We start from the raw sequence: 18,343 nt of genomic DNA, 5'->3' as shown, positions 1-18,343 counted from the left end.
CGTGACCAGCACGCTCGAACCCGGTGTCCAGGGAGTCCTGGAGCGCACCGTCGAGGCGCAGCACTGCACCCGCCGTGGGGAGTACGACATCTTCTCCACGCCCAACCTCGTCCTCCTCCTGGAGGAGGCGGCCATCGAAGGGCTGGCCCCGCACATCCGGGCGGACCAGGCCAGCGTCGGCAGCAAGGTCGACATCGCGCACACCGCCCCGACGCTCCTCGGCCAGACGGTCCGGGCCACCGCCACGGTGACCCAGGTCGACCGCCGTCGCGTCGTCTTCGACATCCGTGTCGAGGACGACACCGAGGTCATCGGCACGGGCACGCACGAGCGCTTCGTCATCGACCTGCCCGCCTTCGAGGACCGGCTCGCCGCCAAGGCGAAGCAGGTCCGGTGAACCACCGCCGTTCCCGTCGCCCCACCGACAAAGGAGTCCCTGTGAAGCGCACCCGTTCCACCGTCCTCGCCACGACCTCCGTCCTGGCCCTCTCCCTGGCCGCCTGCGGAGGCGGTGACAGCGGCGGCGGTTCCGGCGGCAGCGGCGGCGGCTTCACGCCGCGCGGCGACGTCACGATGATCGTGCCCTTCGGCGCCGGCGGCGGCAGCGACCTCGCCGGCCGCGCGACCGCCACGATGATCGAGGCGGCCAACGGGGACGTGAACGTCAACGTCGAGAACCGTGAGGGCGGCTCCGGCGCCGTCGGCTACTCCCACTTCCTCGGCCAGGCGGGCAACGCCGAGACGCTGCTCGCCACGGAGACCGCGCTGCTGGCGCTGCCGATCAGCGGCGAGGTGGAGTTCGACTACACCGACTTCACGCCGATCATGAAGCTGGGCGACGACTACACGCTCATGATCGTCCGCGCCGACAGCCCGTACGAGACCTGCACCGACGTGGTCGAGGCCGCCAAGGCCGAGCGGGTCACCGCCGGCATCAGCGGCATCACCGGCCTGGACAACATCGTCTTCACGCTCACCGAGCAGGAGACCGGTGTCGAGTTCGACCGGGTGCCCTTCGAGTCCGGCGGCGAGCTGACCGCCGCGCTGCTCGGCGGACAGATCGACATCGCCTCGCTGAACCCGGGCGAGATCATCGGCCAGCTGGAGGCCGGCGAGGTCAAGGCGCTGTGCGCCTACTCCGAGGAGCGCTACAGCGACTACGAGGAGCTCGCCGACATCGAGACGGCCAAGGAGCAGGGCATCGACGTGGCCTTCGCCCAGTTCCGCGGCGTGCTCGCCCCCGGCGGCATCGACGAGGCGGCCCGCCAGTTCTGGATCGAGACCATGGAGGCCGCGGTCGAGACCGACGAGTACCAGAAGTACATCGAGGAGAACTACCTGCAGGCCAACACCGCTGCCGGTGACGAGTTCGTCGAGTACCTCGAGGGCAACAACGAGCTGCTGAAGCAGGTCCTGGGCGGATGAGCGGCTCCCCGGCCAAGCGGGGCATCCCGGTCGAGGAGGCCGTCGTGTACGGCCTCCTCACCGCCCTCGGCCTCGCGGCCTTCGTCATGGCGATCGACTACGGGCTCTTCCTCGAGGAGTCCCGCGTCGGGCCCGGGCTGGTGCCCGCGGTCGTCGGCGGCCTGATCGTGCTCATCGCCGGCTGGGAGCTGATCGCCACCCTGCGCGGTCATCGGACCGCGCACGACCGCGGACTGGCGGAGGTCGTCGCCGCCGCCGCGGTGGACTCCTCCCCGGGCGGCGCCTCCTCGGAGAGCGCCGCCCCGGGGGGCGTCCCCTCGGACGAGCCCGGCACGATGTCCCCGGACGACGGCCCGGTGGACATCCCGGGTGCCGGGCCCGGCCCGGACGACGTCGACATCTTCGGGCGCACCCCCAGGGAGCGGACCCGCCAGCTCTGGACGGTGGCCGCCGCGCTGCTCGTCGCGGCACTGCTCGTCCCGGTGCTCGGGCTGCTGGTCTCCTTCTTCGTCCTGTCGGTGTTCATCTCCGCAGTGGTGGAGCGGCGGGCCTGGATCCCGTCGCTGGTCGTGTCGTTCCTGGCGGTCGCCGCCGTCTACGGCATCTTCGTCGGGTTCCTGGGCGTGCCGCTGCCCACCGGGCTGATCGGCATCGGAGGCTGACGTGCTCGACAACCTCGTCCTCGGTTTCTCGACGGCGCTGAGCCTCGAGAACCTGCTGTGGTGCTTCGTCGGCGTGCTCGTGGGCACGGTCATCGGCGTCCTGCCGGGGCTCGGGTCGACCACCGGCGTCGCGGTGCTGCTGCCGCTGACGCTCTCGCTCGAGCCCGTGACCGGCCTGATCATGCTGGCCGGCATCTACTACGGCTCCCAGTACGGCGGAACCATCACCTCGGTCCTCATCTCCACGCCCGGTGAGGCCTCGAGCGTGGTCACCACGCTCGACGGCTACCAGATGGCACGGCAGGGACGGGCGGGCGCGGCGCTGGCGATCTCGGCGATCGGCTCGTTCGTCGCGGCGATCATCTCGCTGGCCCTGCTCGTGGCGCTGGCCCCGCCGTTCGCGCAGTTCGCGCTCGACTTCGGGCCGCCGGAGATGCTGGCCGTGATGATCCTCGGTCTCGCCACGATCATCAGCTTCGCCGGCGACAACCGGATGCTGGGCCTGCTCATGGCGCTGGTCGGCCTGCTCATCGCGACCGTCGGCGTCGACCCCGGCAGCGGCACCTCGCGATTCACCTTCGGGTCCATCTACCTGCTCGGTGGCATCCCGTTCGTCGAGGTCATGATCGGCCTGTTCGCGGTGGGGGAGGTGCTGTACCAGATCCGGCAGGGGGCCGCGGCCCCGATCCGGGCGGGGTTCCGCGAGCTCATGATCGGCCGCGAGGACCTCCGCCGCTCCGGCGGGCCGATCGTGCGCGGCAGCTTCCTCGGCTTCCTGTTCGGCATCCTGCCCGGGGCCGGCTCGACGCTGGCCTCCTTCATGGCGTACGGCATCGAGAAGCGGGTGTCCAAGCGGGGCAAGGAGTTCGGCAAGGGCGCCATCGAGGGCGTGGCCGCGCCCGAGGCCGCGAACAACGCCGCCGCCAACGCCAACTTCGTGCCCACCCTGACGCTGGGCATCCCGGGCGGCGCCACGACGGCCGTCCTGCTGGGCGCGTTCATGATCTACGGCATCCAGCCCGGTCCCCTGCTGTTCGACGAGCAGCCGGCCCTGGTCTGGGGCCTGCTGGCGTCGTTCTTCATCGGCAACGTGATCCTGCTGGTGCTCAACCTGCCGCTGGCCCCGGTGTTCGCGCAGCTCCTGCGGGTGCCCTACGGCTACATGTACCCGATGATCCTGCTGACCAGCCTGGTCGGCGCGTACTCGATCACGAACGGCATGTACAGCGTCTGGGTCGTGCTGATCTTCGGGCTCATCGGCTACTTCATGAAGCGGCTGGACCTGCCCATGGCGCCTCTCGTCCTCGGCCTCGTCCTGGGCCCGCTGTTCGAGAAGGCACTGGTGCAGACCTCGGCGATCGGCGACGGCAACCTGCTCATCGTCTTCACGCGGCCGCTGGCCCTCGTCGTCATGGCGATCGCCATCCTGCAGCTCGCCGCGCCGACCATCATGGCCCGGCTGCTGCGGCGCCGCGCCACTTCCCGTTCCCGGCGGCCCGAGCCCGCCGACAGCACCCCGGAGGGTTCCACCCGTGGATGAACCAGAGCTGCTCGTCTCCCAGGACGGCGGCGTCCTGACCGTCACCTTCAACCGCCCGCGCCAGCGCAACGCGATGACGTGGGGGATGTACGAGGGCCTCTACGAGGCCTGCGAGAAGGCCGACGCCGACGACGACGTCCGCGTGCTCGTGCTGAAGGGGGCGGGTGACAAGGCGTTCGTGGCCGGCACCGACATCAGCCAGTTCGCCGACTTCCGCGAGGGGTCCGAGGGCGTCGCGTACGAGGAGAAGATCGCCCGGATCGTCAACCGGCTCGAGGACGTCGACGTGCCGACGGTCGCGGCGATCCGCGGCTTCTGCGTCGGCGGTGGGCTGGGGATCGCCTCGGTCTGCGACCTGCGCATCGCCACGCCGTCGGCGCGGTTCGGCATCCCGATCGCGCGGACGCTGGGCAACTGCCTGTCGATGAACAACTACTCGCTCCTGCTGAGCCACCTCGGCCCGGCGCGGACCCTCGACATGCTGCTGCGGGCGCGGCTGTTCACGGGGGAGGAGGCCGCGGCCGCCGGCTTCGTGGCCGAGCTCTGCGCGGAGGACGAGCTCGACGCGGCCACGGACGCGGTCGTGACGACGCTGCTCGGGCACGCGCCGCTGAGCATGTGGGCGGCGAAGGAGGCGGTCCGCCGCATCCGGCGGGCCACCCTTCCCGACGGGGACGACATCGTCAGCCGGGTCTTCGCCAGCGACGACTTCCACGCCGCGGTCGCCGCGTTCGCCACCAAGCAGCCCGTCGTTTGGCAGGGCCGGTGACCGCACCGACCGTCTCCGGCCCGCTGGCCGGCACCCTCGTCGTCGACCTGTCGCGGGCGCTGGCCGGACCCCAGGCGACGATGATGCTCGGCGACATGGGGGCCCGCGTCGTCAAGGTGGAGACGCCCGGCACCGGCGACGACTCCCGCTCCTGGGGTCCGCCGTTCGTCGGCCCGGAGGACGACCCGGTGTCGACGTACTTCCTGTCGGCCAACCGGAACAAGGAGTCGCTCCAGCTGGACCTGAAGTCCGAGGCCGGGCGCGAGACGCTCACCCGGCTGCTGGAGCGGGCCGACGTGCTGGTCGAGAACTTCCGGCCCGGGGTGCTCGACCGGCTCGGGTTCGGCATGGCGCGGCTGGAGGAGCTCAACCCCGGGCTCGTGGTGCTGTCCATCAGCGGCTTCGGGCACGACGGGCCCGAGGGCGGGCGGGCCGGCTACGACCAGATCGCCCAGGGCGAGGCCGGGCTGATGTCCCTCACGGGGCCCTCACCCGACCAGCCCACCCGTGTGGGCGTCCCCATCGGAGACCTGCTGGCCGGCATGTACGGGGCCTTCGGGGTCGCCGCCGCGCTGGCCGACCGGGCCCGGACCGGCCGCGGAACCGTCGTCCGGACCTCGCTGCTGGCGGCGATCGTCGGGGTGCACGCCTTCCAGGGCACCCGGTGGACGGTGGCGAAGGAGGTGCCGCAGGCCAGCGGCAACCACCACCCCGCCATCGCTCCCTACGGCGCCTTCCGGGCGCAGGACGGGATCATCCAGGTGGCCGTCGGCAACGACGCGCAGTGGCGGGCCATGGCCGCCGTCCTCGGCCTGGACGCCGCCGACCCGCGGTTCGCCACGGGCCGGGACCGGGTGGCCCGGCGCGCCGAGCTGATCGAGGCCATGGAGGAGCGGCTGACCGGGCGACCGGCCGCCGAGTGGCTCGCGCTCCTGGCCGAGGCCGGCGTGCCCTCGGGCAAGGTGCGCACGCTGGACGAGGTCTACACCTGGGAGCAGACGCTCAGCCAGGGGCTGCTCGTCGACGTCGACCACCCGACGCTCGGCACCGTGCAGCTTCCCGGGCCGCCCCTGCGGCTGGAGACTCTGACGGGCGCCCCCGCCGGACGGCGCGAGCACACGGCACCGCCGCTACTGGGGCAGCATGACCAGCAGATCCTTCAGGAGCTCCGAGACGGGGGAGATCGTTGACCCACATCGTGCGGTACGAGTCGGGCGGGCAGGTGCGCGTCGGCGTCCTCGACGGGGGCGCGGTGCGCCCCGTGCCAAGGGTGGAGACGATGGCCGGACTGCTCGGGAGGGATCTCGCCTCGGCAAGATCCGCGGTCGAGGCCGCGGCCGGGGAGCCGGCCGTGCCGGTCGACGAGGTCGTGCTGCTCCCGCCGGTCGACGGGCTGACCGAGGTCTGGGCGTCGGGTGTCACCTACGAGCGCTCGATGGACGCGCGCGTCGAGGAGAGCCAGGTCCAGGACGTCTACTCGCGGGTCTACGCCGCCGAGCGGCCCGAGCTGTTCCTCAAGTCCGTGGCCTGGCGGGTGGTCACCGACGGGGAGCCGATCGCCGTCCGGCCCGACTCCGCGGTGACGGTGCCCGAGCCGGAGCTGGCCGCCGTCGTCACGGCGACCGCCGAGGTCTTCGGCTACACCGTGTGCGACGACGTCTCCTCGCGGGACATCGAGGGCGAGAACCCGCTCTACCTGCCGCAGGCCAAGATCTACGCCGGGAGCTGTGCCCTGGCCCCCGGCATCCGGCCGGCGTGGGAGGTGCCCGACCCGGCCGCGCTGGCCATCGACGTCCGGGTGACCCGCGACGGTGCCACGGCCTTCGAGGGGTCGACGACGACGGCGCGGATGCGCCGGTCGGTGCCCGAGCTGGTCGACCACCTCGTGGCGGCGCAGGACTTCCCGGCCGGAGCGGTGCTGTCCACCGGGACCGGGATCGTGCCGGACCTGGACTTCACCCTGCGGGAGGGGGACGTCGTGGAGGTGGCCGTCGAGCAGGTCGGGACCCTCACGAACCCCGTCGGCTCGCTGGAGGCCGCCCGCGCGGCCGGGGCACGGCGCGTCCCCGCCTGACCCGACGGCCGACCGGTCCCAGGGACCCGATGGTCCCCGGGACGACGACACGCCGGTGGCCGTGCCCGCGGGTGCGGGCGCGACCACCGGCGTGCGGTGGAGTTCGTCCGGGCGGCTCAGGCGGCCGCGCGGCCCGCGTCGCGCGTCGTGTCGGCCGCGAAGCGGTCGAGCACGGCCCGGCGGTCCACGGTGCTGTGGGCGGAGCCGATGGCGCGGGTCGCCTCGATGGCGTCGAGCACGATGGCGCCCACGGAGGCGACGGAGCGGGTGAACCGCTGCTTCCGGGCCTGGAACGCGGCGCCGGCGTCGGCGGTGTGGTCGCCGTGGCGGGCGATGAAAGTCGTCATGGGATGCGTCTCCTCTTTGCTGCCGCGGCGTCCGGTGGCGCCTTTTCCAGGATATCGACGCCTGTTCGCAGGCCTCACTGCTGCGGCCTGTGACCCCGCGCACGAATGCGCCATCTGCCGGTGACGTCGGCCACCATTCCGTGCGGAATGTGACGTGGTCCACGGCTCCCACCTCGGCCGTCGCGCTCCCCGGCGACCGGCCGGCCGCACCACGGACCACGGCGAAGAGCTGTACCGGGGTGCTCCGCCAGGCGGCGGAAATGGCGTCAGGAATGGCGTCCCCGCATTCGCCCCCGACCATTGTCGGATCCCGGTCGGAGAGTGGTGACCGGCCGGTACGACGGGCGGCGGCGCGCCCCACGAGCGTGACGATCGCCGCATCCCCGCCCGGAATCGATGCACAGCACAACCGGGTTGGCTTGGGCATGGATCTGTTCACGCCTGTCCGGCTCGGAGACCTCGAACTCGCCAACCGCGTCGTCATGGCGCCGCTGACCCGGATGCGGTCGGGACGCTCCGGCGTGCCCGGCGACATCGTCGTCGAGCACTACGCGCAGCGGGCCGGCGTGGGGCTCATCATCAGCGAGGGCACCTACCCGAACCGCGAGTCGCAGGCGTTCGCCGGGCAACCCGGGATCGTGACCGAGGAGCAGGCCGCCGGCTGGCGCCGGGTGGCCGACGCGGTGCACGCCCGCGGTGGGCGGATCGTCATGCAGGTCATGCACGGCGGGCGGGTGTCCCATCCCGAGCTCACCGGCAGCCGCGTCGTGGGCCCCAGCGCGATCGCGATCCGCGGCGAGGTGCACGTCGGCGGCGGGCGCAAGGAGCCGTTCCCGGTGCCCCACGCGCTGACGACCGAGGAGGTCGAGGCCACCGTGGCCGACATCGTCGCGGCCTCGCGGCGCGCCGTCGAGGCCGGCCTCGACGGTGTGGAGATCCACAGTGCCAACGGCTACCTCCTGCACGAGTTCCTGTCGCCGGCGTCCAACCGTCGCGAGGACCGGTACGGCGGCAGCTCCGAGAACCGCGCCCGGTTCGTGCTGGAGGTGGCCACCGCCGTGGCCGAGGCCGTCGGAGCGGGCCGGGTGGGCATCCGCATCTCGCCCGAGCACAACATCCAGGACGCCCTCGAGACCGACCCGGCGGACCTCCGCGCCACGTACGGCGCCCTGGTCGACGGCCTCCGCCCCCTGGGCCTGGCGTACCTGAGCATCCTGCACCAGGAGCCCGCCGGGGAACTGGTGCAGGAGCTGCGCCGGCGCTTCGGTGGTCCGCTCATCGCCAACAGCGGCTTCGGCACGGTGACCACACGCGAGGAGGCCGTGCAGCTGATCGAGGACGCGCACGCCGAGGCCGTCGCCGTGGGGCGTCCCGTCCTGGCCAACCCCGACCTGGTCGAGCGCTGGGCCGGCGAGCACCCGGAGAACACGCCGGACCCGTCGACCTTCTACGCCTCGGGTCCCGCGGGATACATCGACTACCCGACGCTGGTCGGACTCCGCTCCTGATCCGTACCCGCGCTAACACTTGCGGCCTCCTGCCAACATGACCGGAGAATCCTCGGGAGGGAGGCGCGCAGCGTGCGGAAGCACCGTTCCGTCCGTCCTCCGGGTGCACGAGGAAGTGCCCCGGTCCGACGGCGGGAGATGCCGCGATGACCGTGCAGCCCGAGGCAGGTCTGCTGCCCGACCAGCTGCTGCGCGACTTCGTCGAGGCCAGTGACACGCTGCTGTGCATCGTCGACGGCGGCGGGCGGATCCTCCTCACGAACCCGGCGCTGCAGCGGTTCACCGGCCGCACCGGCGAGGACCTGGTGGGCCGGCGGTTCTGGGAGGTCTTCGTCGTCCCCGAGCACGTGGCGCTGGCCCAGGACGCCGTCACCCGCGCCATGGCCAGCGGCATCGCCCATCCACAGGAGGGCGACTGGCTGACCGGTGCCGGCGAGCGGCGGCGGGTGGCGATGCGCAACACCGTTCTCACCGACGGCGAGGGCCGGCCCTACGCCGTCGGGTGCGTCGGCCTCGACGTCACCGACGAGCGGCGGCGCGAGGCCCTGCTGCACCTGCGGGCGCAGACCGATCTGCTCACCGGCATCCCCAACCGCGGCGCGTTGTTCGACGCCATCCGGGCCCGGCTCGAGGACGGACACGGCTGCGCATTGCTGTTCTGCGACCTGGACCGGTTCAAGTCGGTGAACGACGAGCACGGGCATGCCGTCGGGGACGCGTTGCTGGCCGAGACCGCCCGCCGGATGGCCGCGCTGGCCGGCCCGGGTGACCTCGTGGCCCGGTTCGGCGGCGACGAGTTCGTCATCCTCTGCCCCGGGTGCGAGCAGGCGGACCTGGAGACCCTCGCCGAACAGGTGGTCGCCGAGGTGTGCGCGCCCTTCCCGGGACCGGAGGGGCCCTTGTCGATCGGCGTCAGCGTCGGCGTCGCGGTCGGCCGGCCGGGCGACACCGCCGACGACCTGATCGGCCGCGCCGACCGGGCGATGTACGGCGCCAAGGCCCATCCCCACCGGCGGGCGAGCCGCCCCCGCCGGGCCGGCGGATGAGGTCGCCGGTCAGCCGGTGAGGCCGCGGGCTCCGCTGCGCGACTGCGGGGCCGGCACGGGGATCCGCAACGGCTCCTGCCCGGTCCAGCGGCTCGCCGGCGGACGGTCGGGAGGAGTTCCATGGCGCGATGTCATGGCGCGATGTCATGGCGCGATGTCATGGCGCGATGTCATGGCGCGATGTCGATGAGCGGCGCTGCCGTTCGACGTCCATGTGAGGGGCGCTCACCCGGAGCGGCCCGCAGCCACGGAGGAGTTCGCCATGCGCCCGCTCGTCGTCACCACGTTCCTGACCCTCGACGGGGTCATGCAGGCCCCCGGCGGACCGGGGGAGGACCCGTCGGGCGGGTTCTCGTACGAGGGCTGGCTGGTGCCCTTCTTCGACGACGCGATGGGCGCCCAGATGGACCAGTGGTTCCGCGGCGCCCAGGACTTCCTGCTCGGCCGACGCACCTACGAGCTCTTCTACGCCGCCTGGCCGCAGATGATCAGCGACGACCCGGTGTCGCAGGGCCTGAACTTCAAGAAGAAGTACGTCGCCTCCCGCACCCTCACCTCGGTGGAGTGGGAGACCGCCGAGCTGCTGCGCGGCGACACCGGCGACGCCGTCCGTGCGCTCAAGGCCGAGGACGGCGGTGAGCTGCAGGTGCACGGGTCGGCGGGGCTGGTGCAGACGCTGCTGCGCGAGGACCTCGTCGACGAGCTGCGGCTGATCGTCTTCCCGGTGGTGCTGGGCCAGGGCAAGCGGCTCTTCGGGGACGGGGCGGTGCCGCGCACGTGGCGGCTGTCCACGCAGGCCACCACGCCGTCGGGCGCCGTCATGCTCGGCTACCAGCGGGTCGGAGGGGTCCGGACCGGCGCCGTCGGCCCCGAGTACGGGTGACCGGCGCACCGAGCACGGGATTCCGGACCCCCCGGGCCGCCCGGACCGGTGCGGATCCCCGCCTCGGCGGTCATGCCTGCGCGCCACGCGCGGCGCGGGGAACGGTCGTCCGGTGCGCCGGACGGCGCGCACCGGGCACCACCACCGACGCCGGGACGGTTCCACACTTTCGCTGGGTCACGCCGTGCGGCTGACCCGTGGAACCGGAAGGGGTGTCGTCATGGAAGCCGGCTATGGATCCGGGATGAATGGCCCGGCGGTCGCGGGTCGGGGCGCCCACGGCGGGGTGGACACCGCGATGCGGTGGGACCGCATCGCCGCCGTCGCGGGCCTGCTGTACGTCGCCCTGATCGTGGCCACCTTCTTCACGCCGGAGACGCCGGATTCCGGGGCCTCGGCGCAAGAGCTGGCCACATCGCTCACCGAGAACCGTGCGGGGCACCAGCTGTCGCTGCTGCTCGGGTTCCTGGCCGGCATCGCGTTCCTCGTCTTCCTGGCCGGGCTGTGGAGCCGGTTCCGGCGGTACGAGGGCGTGGGCGGCATGATGGCCGGTCTCTTCGGCCTCGCCGGTGCCGCGTTCGCGGCGACGATCCTGGTCTCCGAGGGCCTCTACCTGACCCTGGTCCAGGCCGCCGAGACCGCGGACGCGTCGGTGCTCCCCACCCTCGCGACGCTCGACTACTGGGTCGGTATCGGCACCGTGCCCGCCGGGATCGCGATGATGATCGGTGCGACCGGCGCGATCCTGAGCACCCATGCCCTCCCGGCCTGGCTCGGCTACCTGTCCGGCTTGATCGCCGTGCTGCTGATGCTCACCCTCGGCGCGGTGTTCGAGACCGACGAGGAGACGGTGCTGGTCGCCATCGGCGGGTTCGGCGGCTTCCTGCTGTTCATGGTCTGGGCGCTGGCGACCAGCGTGATGCTCCTGACGCGCTCCACGCACCGCGAGCACGCCGTCGCCTGACCGCGGGCGGAACCGGCGTGGTGCGGGCCGGTGCCCACCGACGGGAGAGTCGGTGGGAACCGGCCCGGCTTCCCGCGGCGGGATCAGGGCCGCGGGCGTCGGGGCCCGTCCAGCAGCGGTGCGGGCACGGTCGAGCCTGGCGGCCGGACCGCCCGGGCGGATCAGGGATATCCCTCGATCCGGGGCCGACGCCGTGCCGTTCCTTGCCGCCGCGGGCGCCGGTGACCACACTTCGGCCGACGAGCGGGGCCGGGGTCCACCGGGTCCCGGGATGGTCCGAGGCGGTGAACGTGGATCGGGTGGGTGCGCTGCTCGCCGGCGCCGTCCTCGCGCTGTTCATCCAGTGGCCGATCTGGGACCGGACACCCGCGCTGGCCGTGGTCAACGGCGTGGTCACGGTCGCCTTCGTGCTGACCGGCGCCCTGATGGCGCAGTACCCGGAGCAGCGGGCCAACGGGCGGCTGCTCGCCGCCACGGGCGTCGCCTGGTCGGGCGTGTGGCTGGACGGCTGGGACCAGCCGGTCCTGTCGACGGTGGCCCTCTTCTGCCCGGCCGTCTACGTCGTCACCGCCGGCACCGTGCTGCTCCGCTACCCGGCCGCCCGGCTGCCGTCGGCCCGCGAGCGGGCGTTCGTCGTCGTCCTCTGCGGCTGGCTGCTCGCGATCTACCTCGGCACGGCCCTGACCCCCGGCATGGAATCGCTGGGCACGCTCGGGCAGCGGCCGTACCGGCCCCCGCCGCTGTTCCCGCCCGAGGCCGCGGGCGTCATCCGGACGGCGGACTGGCTGGGCGCCGTGCTGCTCGGGGCGACCTTCGTCCTCCTGCTGGTCCGCAAGGCCCGGCGTGCGCGAGGGCTGGACCGCGGCGAGCTGGTGCCCGTGCTCATCGGCGCCGTCGCGACGGGGGTGTCGATGCTGAGCTACCGCGTCGGGAAGGTGCTGGCCGAGTCGGACGAGTCCGTCACGGCGCTGCGGCTGGTGCACGCCATCGTGCTGCTCGCCGTCCCGGTGGCCTTCGCCGGTGCGGCGCTGCGGCGGCGGCTCGAGCGGGGTGCGGTGGCCGACGTGGTGGCCGGACTCTCCGGGGCGGCCACGGTCGAGGAGGTCCGCGACCGGCTCCGGCGGGCGCTGCGCGACTCCTCCCTGGAGGTCCTGTACTGGGTGGCCGAGGAGGAGTCCTACGTCGGCACGGAGGGGCGTCCGGTCGAGCCACCCGACGAGCACGACCCGGGCCGCCTGGTCGTGCCGGTCACGGCCGGGGACGGCGGCCGGCTCGCCCTGGTGCTGGCCGATCCCGCGCTGCGGCGGCACGGCCGGCTGGTCGAGGCCGCGGTGAGCGCCGCCGGCCTGGCCCTGGAGAACGCGCGGCTGCAGGCCGGCATCCGGGCGCAGCTGGAGCAGGTGCGGGCCTCGCGGGCGCGGATCGTGGAGGCCGGCCTGGCCGAGCGGCGCCGGCTGGAGCGGGACCTGCACGACGGCGCCCAGCAGCGGCTGTTGGCCCTGACGATGCAGCTGGGGGCGGTGCGGACCGCGGTCACGGACGAGGACACCCGCGCGCTGGTCGACACCGCCCGGGCCGGCCTGCGCCAGGCCGTGGCCGAGCTGCGCGACCTCGCGCGGGGTCTGCACCCGGCGGTGCTGAGCCAGGCCGGGCTGGGGCCGGCGCTGGAGTCGGTGGCCGAGCGGCTGCCCGTCCCCGTGCGACTCGACGTCCCGGCGGAGCGGTATCCCGCGACGGTGGAGACGGCCGCATACTTCCTGGCCTGCGAGGCGATGACCAACGCGGCCAAGCACGCCGACGCCGGGCAGGTGCGCGTCACCGTCCGCGCATCCGGCGGCCGGCTGCACGTCGAGGTGGTGGACGACGGCGTGGGCGGAGCGACGCCCTCGCCGGGCGGCGGGCTGGCCGGACTGCACGACCGCGTCGCCGCCCTGGGCGGGACGCTGGTCGTCGACAGCCCCCAGGGTTCGGGCACGCGGATCGTGGCGAGCATCCCGTGCGCGTAGCCCTGGCCGACGACTCGGCCCTGTTCCGCCGTGGCCTGGCGACCCTGCTGGAGGCCGCGGGGGTCTCCGTGACCGCGCAGGTGCCGACGGGGACCGAGCTGCTGCGGGCGGTGTCCCTCGATCTCCCGGACGCGGTGGTGCTGGACCTCCGGATGCCGCCCACCTTCACCGACGAGGGCCTGGTCGCCGCCGAGCAGCTGCGTGCCCGTCATCCGTCGCTCGGCATCCTCGTGCTCTCCACCTACGCCGAGGTGGCGTACGCCGCGCGGCTGCTGGAGACCGGCGCGGCGCACGTGGGCTACCTACTCAAGGACCGGGTGGAGGACAGCGAGTCCCTGTGCGACGCGCTCGCCCGCATCGTGGCCGGGGAGGCGGTGGTCGACGCCGACATCGTCCGGCGGCTGCTCGGCCGGCAGCGCACGACGGCGGCGGTCGACCAGCTGACCGCGCGCGAGCGCGACGTCCTCCGCCTCATGGCCGAGGGGAGGTCCAACCAGCGCATCGGCCGGGAGCTGTACCTGAGCCCGAAGACGGTCGAGACGCACATCGCCGCGGTGTTCAGCAAGCTGGGCCTGCCGCCGAGCTCGGACGACAACCGCCGCGTGCTCGCCGTCCTCACCTATCTGCGCGGCGGCTGACCCGTTCGCCCCCGTGCCCGTCCGCCATGAACCGGGTTGCCGGCGCGGTCGCACCGGCCTCAGCTCTCCAGCAGGCCCGCCTCGTGGGCGAGGATCGCCGCCTGCGTGCGGTTGGCCAGGCCCAGCTTGGCCAGCAGCCGGGAGACGTAGGTCTTCACCGTCGCCTCGCTGACGTACAGCCTCCTGGCCAGTTCGGCGTTCGACTCGCCGCTGCCCAGGAGCCTCAGCACCTCGCGCTCCCGGTCGGAGAGCCCACGGATCCGGCGCAACGCCTGTGCCTTGCGTGGAGCGGCTCGCCTGTCCACGTAGGACTCGATCAGCTTGGTGGTCACCGCGGGCGAGAGGGTCGCGGTGCCGTCGGCCACCGCCCGCACCGCGGCGGCGATCTCCCGCGGCGGGGTGTCCTTGAGCAGGAAGCCGGCCGCTCCCGCGGCCAGCGCCGCGTACACGTACTCGTCGGCGTGGAAGGTGGTGAGGACGGCGACCTGAGGCGGATGCGGCAGCGCGAGGATCTCCCGCGTCGCGGCCAGCCCGTCCTTGACCGGCATCCGGATGTCCATGAGCACCACGTCGGGGCGCAGCTCCTGAACCGCGTGCACGGCGGCCAGCCCGTTCGACGCCTCCCCCACGACCTCGAAGTCGCCGGCCGCCTCGAGCACGGTGCGCAGCCCGAAGCGCACCAGTTCCTCGTCGTCCACGAGCAGCACCCGGATGGTCATGCCGGCAGCACCGCCTCCACGAGGAAACCACCGTCCAGCCGGGCCTCGGCGCGGAACCGGCCGTCGAGCGTGCGCACGCGCTCGCGTAGGCCGACCAGCCCGTAGCCGCCGGTCATCTCCTCGACCGGTGCGCCGCCGGGCCCGTTGACCACGCGGACGACGACGGCGTCCCGCGGCCGCTCCACCTCGACGGTGACCCGTGCGCCCGGTGCGTGCTTGCCGGCGTTCGTCAGCGCCTCCTGCACGATCCGGTACGCGGCCCGGGACACGACGGCGTCGACCGGCGACGCGTCCGGCGGAGGACCGTGCAGCTCGACGGTCATCCCGGCGGTACGCCATTCCTTCACCAGTCGCTCGAGGTCGTCCAGACCCGGCTGCGGGGCGAGCGGAGCGCCGTCGTCCTCACCGGCCCGGAGCACGCCGACGGCCTGCCGCAGCTCGTCCAGCGCTTGGCGCCCCGCCGTCTGCACCTGGGCGGCGAGCTGCTCGACCGTGGCGCGGTCGCCGGCCGCCATCTCGATCGCGCCCGCCTGCAGCACCATGAGACTCACCCGGTGCCCGACGGCGTCGTGCATCTCGCGGGCGATGCGGGTCCGCTCGCTGATGACGGCGTCGCGAGCGAGGAGCTCCCGCTCCGCCTCGGCCCGCTGGGCCCGCTCCTCGAGCGCGGTCATCAGGTCGGCCCGGGTGAGCACCCAGGCACCGACGGCGCCCGGCAGCAGGACGACGAAGGCGGCGCCGACCACCGCGCCCGCCGCCTGGTTGACCGAGTCGACCGCCCACGGCTGGGCGACGGCGACGAACCCCAGAACCGCGGCACCCGCCCGCACCGGCCACCGACGCTCGTAGCGGCCGACCGCGTAGGAGGTGACCAGGGCGGCCGACGACACGGCCGGCTCCAGGAGGGTCAGCACGGCTCCGGCGACGAACGGCAGCAGTGGTGCCGTGCGACGGAACAGGAAGAGCAGCACCGCCAGGAGTGCCGTTCCGGCGACGGCCAGGGACAGGGGTGGCCGGACCGCGTCCGTGCCCCCGATGTTGATGCCGATGGTCAGTGCGCCGAACACCGCGAGGGCGAGCTCCAGCGCGATGCCGCGCCGGGGCAGCTGCAGCGACGTGCGGAGGCGCATGGCGCGAGCGTAGGACGCGGCCCGTCGTCCCCGGGTCGGCCGGCGGATGACGGCCGCGGTCAACTTTCGGATGACCCGCGATAGACCTCCGACCAGGGAATTCGCTGCTCGCGACCGACGCGTGCCGGGGGCCGGTCCGTGTTCTCTGTGCCGTGACACCGGACAGACCGGTACGGAGAAGGAGAACCGAGATGATCACGGTCAGCGGACTGACCAAGAAGTACGGCGACCGGACGGTCGTCGACCAGGTGTCCTTCGAGCTGGAGCCAGGCACGGTGACCGGCTTCCTCGGCCCGAACGGCGCCGGTAAGAGCACCACGATGCGGATGATCACCGGGCTCGTCCCGGCGTCCGCCGGACACGCCCTCGTGGCCGGCCGGCCCTACACGGAGCTGCCGAATCCCGGCGCGGTGATGGGCACGCTGCTCGACGCTGCAGGCGTCCACCCCGGCCGCACCGGGCGGACGCACCTGCGGCTGCTGGCCGCCACCCTGGGCGTCCCCGACCGGCGCGTCGACGAGGTGCTGGAGATGGTGGATCTCACGGGCGCCGGCGGACGGCGGATCGGTGGCTACTCGCTCGGCATGCGCCAGCGGCTGGGCATCGCGGCGGCACTGCTGGCCGACCCGCCGGTGCTCATGTTCGACGAGCCGGCCAACGGCCTGGACCCCGAGGGCATCCGCTGGATGCGTGACCTGCTCCGCGGGCACGCGGCCCGCGGCGGGACGGTGCTGCTGTCCAGCCACCTGCTCGGCGAGGTCGAGCACACCGTGGACCGGCTGCTCGTCATCGGCTCCGGCCGGATCGTCGCCGACGGTCCGATCCGCGAGCTGTTGGCCGGCTCCGGCACCGAAGTGCGGGCGCTCGACCCGGCGTCCTTCGCCGCCGCCCTCACCGAGGCAGGGCTCGAGGTCCAGCACCGCGACGGCGACGTCCTCGTCGTCCCGGGTGTCGATCCCGAGCACGTCGGCGCGCTGGCCGCGGCGGGCGGTCACGCGCTGATCGACCTCCGACGGTCGGGGCGGGGCCTCGAGGAGCTCTTCTTCCAGCTCACGGAGGCGTCATGACCACCACCACTCCCACTCCGGCCTTCGCCACGTCGCCCCGAAAGGCAGCAGTCATGAGCACCACCGTCACCACCACCTCCCCCACCACCGCCGCTTCCCCGGCGGCCGGCACGACCGCCCGACGGACCGGTCCGTCCTTCGCGCGGCTGACCGCCCTGGAGATCGGCAAGTCCCTGTCCACCCGCTCCGGGAAGGCCGTGGCCGGCCTCGCGGTGCTGGTCGGCCCGCTCGGCGTCGTGCTGGGCACCGTGACCAGCGAGAGCGGCGTCCCCGGTGTCGTCGTGCTCGGCATCATGGGCATGCTCATCGCCCTGGTCCTGCTGGCGCTCGGTGTCCTCTCCACCGCGGGGGAGTGGACGCACAAGAGCGTGCAGACGACGTATCTGCTCGTTCCCCGGCGGGTCCGGGTGCTGGCGGCGAAGGCGCTGGCCATGGCGCTGCTCGGCCTGGTGCTCGCCACCGTGGGCGTCGGCCTGGCGGCCGGCGCGCTCGCCGCCTTCACGCCGGACGTCGACTGGACCGCCGTCGGCCAGGCCGTGACCGCCGGCATCGCCTCCGGAGCGGCGTTCGCCGTCATCGGCGCCGGGATCGGCGCCGCGGTCGGCAACTCCGCGGCGGCCATGACCGGGACCTACCTCACGATCCTCGGCGTCCTGCCGGTCGTCTACTCGGTCAGGCCCGAGATCGCGGAGAAGCTGGACCCGGCCAGCGCGATCGTCACCCTGGCCCAGCACGGCGCGGCGACCACGCCCATCCTGGTGATCGCCGGCTGGGTGGTCGTCTCCACGATCGCCGGCATCCTGGTCACCCGCCGCCGGGCGGTGGCGTGACCGACCTGCGACAGACGAAAGGCCCCCTCCCCAACCGGGAGGGGGCCTTTCTCCGCTGTCGCGAAGGCGGTCCGGCCCGGCAGAACCAGTCGTCGTCGCTGGGGCGCCCGACGACGTCGCCGGGCGCGGGGAAGGCACGCCGGACGGTGAAGGCGTACGGGGTCGGCCCGTGGTGCCGGAGGGCGGTGAGCCGGACGCCGGCCGGGAGCCACCACAGGACGGTGTGGGCCTCCCGCATGTGGGCGAACCACTCCCGACGGCGGCGCATCACCTCCGTGTGGAAGAGCCGCCGTAGACGTAGGCGGCCAGGTGCTCCAGGGACTCCCAGAGGCTCAGGTCGGCGATCAGCCGGTCGTCGCCGAGCCCACGGACCGCCGTGGCGTCGCCGTCCTCGGTCTGCAACCGCCAGACGGATCCGGGGAAGCGGTCGGCCAGGGCGTTGACCGGCTCGAGCAGTTCGACGAAGCCCGCCAGGCGGTCCGACGTCTGGGGTTCCAGCGGGAGGGCGATGGTGAGCTGCGCGAGGTGGTGTGCCGGCGCGAGGGGCATCGCCGGAGGCTGGCCTGAGGCGGGCCCACGGAGGCGACCGAGCGTCGGGCGATCGGCAGGCGATGATCCGCATCCACCCCCGCACGATTATCTCCGAGGGGCTGGACTGACAGACTCGCCGTCAGTGTCAGGGTGCTGGCACCGCACCGGCTGGTTGCGGTGGTTGGGATCCTGGCCAGCGGTGGT

The 18,343-nt window shown here is 73.4% G+C and carries 20 protein-coding genes; 15 read left to right on the top strand and 5 right to left on the bottom strand.

Translation table 11 applies throughout. The annotated features are described in order from the left end of the window. Position 1: 1 nt before the first annotated feature. Genes ACFSHS_RS04465 through ACFSHS_RS04435 form a run of 7 tightly spaced genes read left to right on the top strand, consistent with a single transcriptional unit; the run spans position 2 to position 6,470 of the window. Positions 2–397, top strand: coding sequence for a thioesterase family protein (locus tag ACFSHS_RS04465; protein ID WP_376872286.1), 396 nt, complete (start codon positions 2–4; stop codon positions 395–397). A gap of 41 nt (positions 398–438) precedes the next feature. Continuing rightward, positions 439–1,425, top strand: a complete 987-nt coding sequence (locus tag ACFSHS_RS04460) for a Bug family tripartite tricarboxylate transporter substrate binding protein (protein ID WP_376872283.1) — start codon at positions 439–441, stop codon at positions 1,423–1,425. Next, entirely contained in the window at positions 1,422–2,087 is a 666-nt protein-coding gene (locus ACFSHS_RS04455; RefSeq protein ID WP_376872281.1) for a tripartite tricarboxylate transporter TctB family protein, read from the top strand. Before ACFSHS_RS04460 ends, ACFSHS_RS04455 begins: the two co-directional genes overlap by 4 nt. 1 nt (position 2,088) lies before the next feature. Further along, positions 2,089–3,627, top strand: coding sequence for a tripartite tricarboxylate transporter permease (locus tag ACFSHS_RS04450; protein ID WP_376872279.1), 1,539 nt, complete (start codon positions 2,089–2,091; stop codon positions 3,625–3,627). Then, complete coding sequence (locus ACFSHS_RS04445) at positions 3,620–4,396, top strand: enoyl-CoA hydratase/isomerase family protein (protein ID WP_376872277.1); 777 nt, start codon at positions 3,620–3,622, stop codon at positions 4,394–4,396. The genes ACFSHS_RS04450 and ACFSHS_RS04445 overlap by 8 nt, the downstream gene beginning before the upstream one ends. Then, positions 4,393–5,586: a CaiB/BaiF CoA transferase family protein gene (locus ACFSHS_RS04440; RefSeq protein WP_376872274.1), complete on the top strand. Its 1,194-nt coding sequence runs from the start codon at positions 4,393–4,395 to the stop codon at positions 5,584–5,586. Before ACFSHS_RS04445 ends, ACFSHS_RS04440 begins: the two co-directional genes overlap by 4 nt. Beyond that, the gene (locus ACFSHS_RS04435; protein WP_376872272.1) at positions 5,583–6,470 is read left to right on the top strand and encodes a fumarylacetoacetate hydrolase family protein; all 888 of its coding nucleotides are present in this window, start codon (positions 5,583–5,585) and stop codon (positions 6,468–6,470) included. The genes ACFSHS_RS04440 and ACFSHS_RS04435 overlap by 4 nt, the downstream gene beginning before the upstream one ends. A gap of 116 nt (positions 6,471–6,586) precedes the next feature. Here ACFSHS_RS04435 and ACFSHS_RS04430 read toward each other — a convergent pair whose 3' ends face one another. Next, positions 6,587–6,817: a hypothetical protein gene (locus ACFSHS_RS04430; RefSeq protein ID WP_376872270.1), complete on the bottom strand. Its 231-nt coding sequence runs from the start codon at positions 6,815–6,817 to the stop codon at positions 6,587–6,589. Between the two features lie 425 nt (positions 6,818–7,242). On the opposite strand from ACFSHS_RS04430, the gene ACFSHS_RS04425 reads away from it, so the two are divergent. The 6 genes from ACFSHS_RS04425 to ACFSHS_RS04400 all read left to right on the top strand — a co-directional run bounded on the left by ACFSHS_RS04425 (position 7,243) and on the right by ACFSHS_RS04400 (position 13,862). After that, on the top strand, positions 7,243–8,325 hold the full coding sequence (locus ACFSHS_RS04425; protein ID WP_376872268.1) for an alkene reductase: 1,083 nt from the start codon (positions 7,243–7,245) through the stop codon (positions 8,323–8,325). Between the two features lie 146 nt (positions 8,326–8,471). Then, on the top strand, positions 8,472–9,371 hold the full coding sequence (locus ACFSHS_RS04420; protein ID WP_376872265.1) for a GGDEF domain-containing protein: 900 nt from the start codon (positions 8,472–8,474) through the stop codon (positions 9,369–9,371). Between the two features lie 262 nt (positions 9,372–9,633). Further along, entirely contained in the window at positions 9,634–10,254 is a 621-nt protein-coding gene (locus tag ACFSHS_RS04415) for a dihydrofolate reductase family protein (protein ID WP_376872263.1), read from the top strand. A gap of 244 nt (positions 10,255–10,498) precedes the next feature. Next, on the top strand, positions 10,499–11,218 hold the full coding sequence (locus ACFSHS_RS04410) for a DUF4386 family protein (RefSeq protein WP_376872261.1): 720 nt from the start codon (positions 10,499–10,501) through the stop codon (positions 11,216–11,218). 284 nt (positions 11,219–11,502) lie between these two features. Then, a complete protein-coding gene (locus ACFSHS_RS04405; protein ID WP_376872258.1) occupies positions 11,503–13,224 on the top strand; it encodes a sensor histidine kinase in 1,722 nt (573 codons plus the stop codon). Beyond that, complete coding sequence (locus tag ACFSHS_RS04400) at positions 13,215–13,862, top strand: response regulator transcription factor (RefSeq protein WP_376872255.1); 648 nt, start codon at positions 13,215–13,217, stop codon at positions 13,860–13,862. Before ACFSHS_RS04405 ends, ACFSHS_RS04400 begins: the two co-directional genes overlap by 10 nt. Positions 13,863–13,921: 59 nt before the next feature. On the opposite strand, the gene ACFSHS_RS04395 is transcribed toward ACFSHS_RS04400, so the two are convergent. Together ACFSHS_RS04395 and ACFSHS_RS04390 are read right to left on the bottom strand one after the other, a co-directional pair. Then, a complete protein-coding gene (locus ACFSHS_RS04395; RefSeq protein ID WP_376872252.1) occupies positions 13,922–14,581 on the bottom strand; it encodes a response regulator transcription factor in 660 nt (219 codons plus the stop codon). Continuing rightward, positions 14,578–15,711, bottom strand: a complete 1,134-nt coding sequence (locus tag ACFSHS_RS04390; RefSeq protein WP_376872249.1) for a sensor histidine kinase — start codon at positions 15,709–15,711, stop codon at positions 14,578–14,580. Before ACFSHS_RS04390 ends, ACFSHS_RS04395 begins: the two co-directional genes overlap by 4 nt. A gap of 191 nt (positions 15,712–15,902) precedes the next feature. On the opposite strand from ACFSHS_RS04390, the gene ACFSHS_RS04385 reads away from it, so the two are divergent. Next, entirely contained in the window at positions 15,903–16,778 is an 876-nt protein-coding gene (locus tag ACFSHS_RS04385; protein WP_376872247.1) for an ABC transporter ATP-binding protein, read from the top strand. A gap of 53 nt (positions 16,779–16,831) precedes the next feature. Further along, entirely contained in the window at positions 16,832–17,608 is a 777-nt protein-coding gene (locus ACFSHS_RS04380; protein ID WP_376872245.1) for an ABC transporter permease subunit, read from the top strand. Here the strand turns inward: ACFSHS_RS04380 and ACFSHS_RS04375 are convergent. Together ACFSHS_RS04375 and ACFSHS_RS04370 are read right to left on the bottom strand one after the other, a co-directional pair. Then, the gene (locus ACFSHS_RS04375; protein ID WP_376872471.1) at positions 17,583–17,846 is read right to left on the bottom strand and encodes a hypothetical protein; all 264 of its coding nucleotides are present in this window, start codon (positions 17,844–17,846) and stop codon (positions 17,583–17,585) included. The genes ACFSHS_RS04380 and ACFSHS_RS04375 overlap by 26 nt on opposite strands. A gap of 29 nt (positions 17,847–17,875) precedes the next feature. After that, entirely contained in the window at positions 17,876–18,157 is a 282-nt protein-coding gene (locus ACFSHS_RS04370) for a DUF3291 domain-containing protein (protein WP_376872243.1), read from the bottom strand. Between the last annotated feature and the right edge of the window lie 186 nt (positions 18,158–18,343).

The sequence above is a fragment of the Blastococcus deserti genome, assembly GCF_042682525.1.
GTDB classification, from domain to species: Bacteria; Actinomycetota; Actinomycetes; order Mycobacteriales; family Geodermatophilaceae; genus Blastococcus_B; species Blastococcus_B deserti.
Note: the sequence above shows the minus strand (reverse complement) of the source record. Positions and strands in the feature narration are given on the sequence as shown.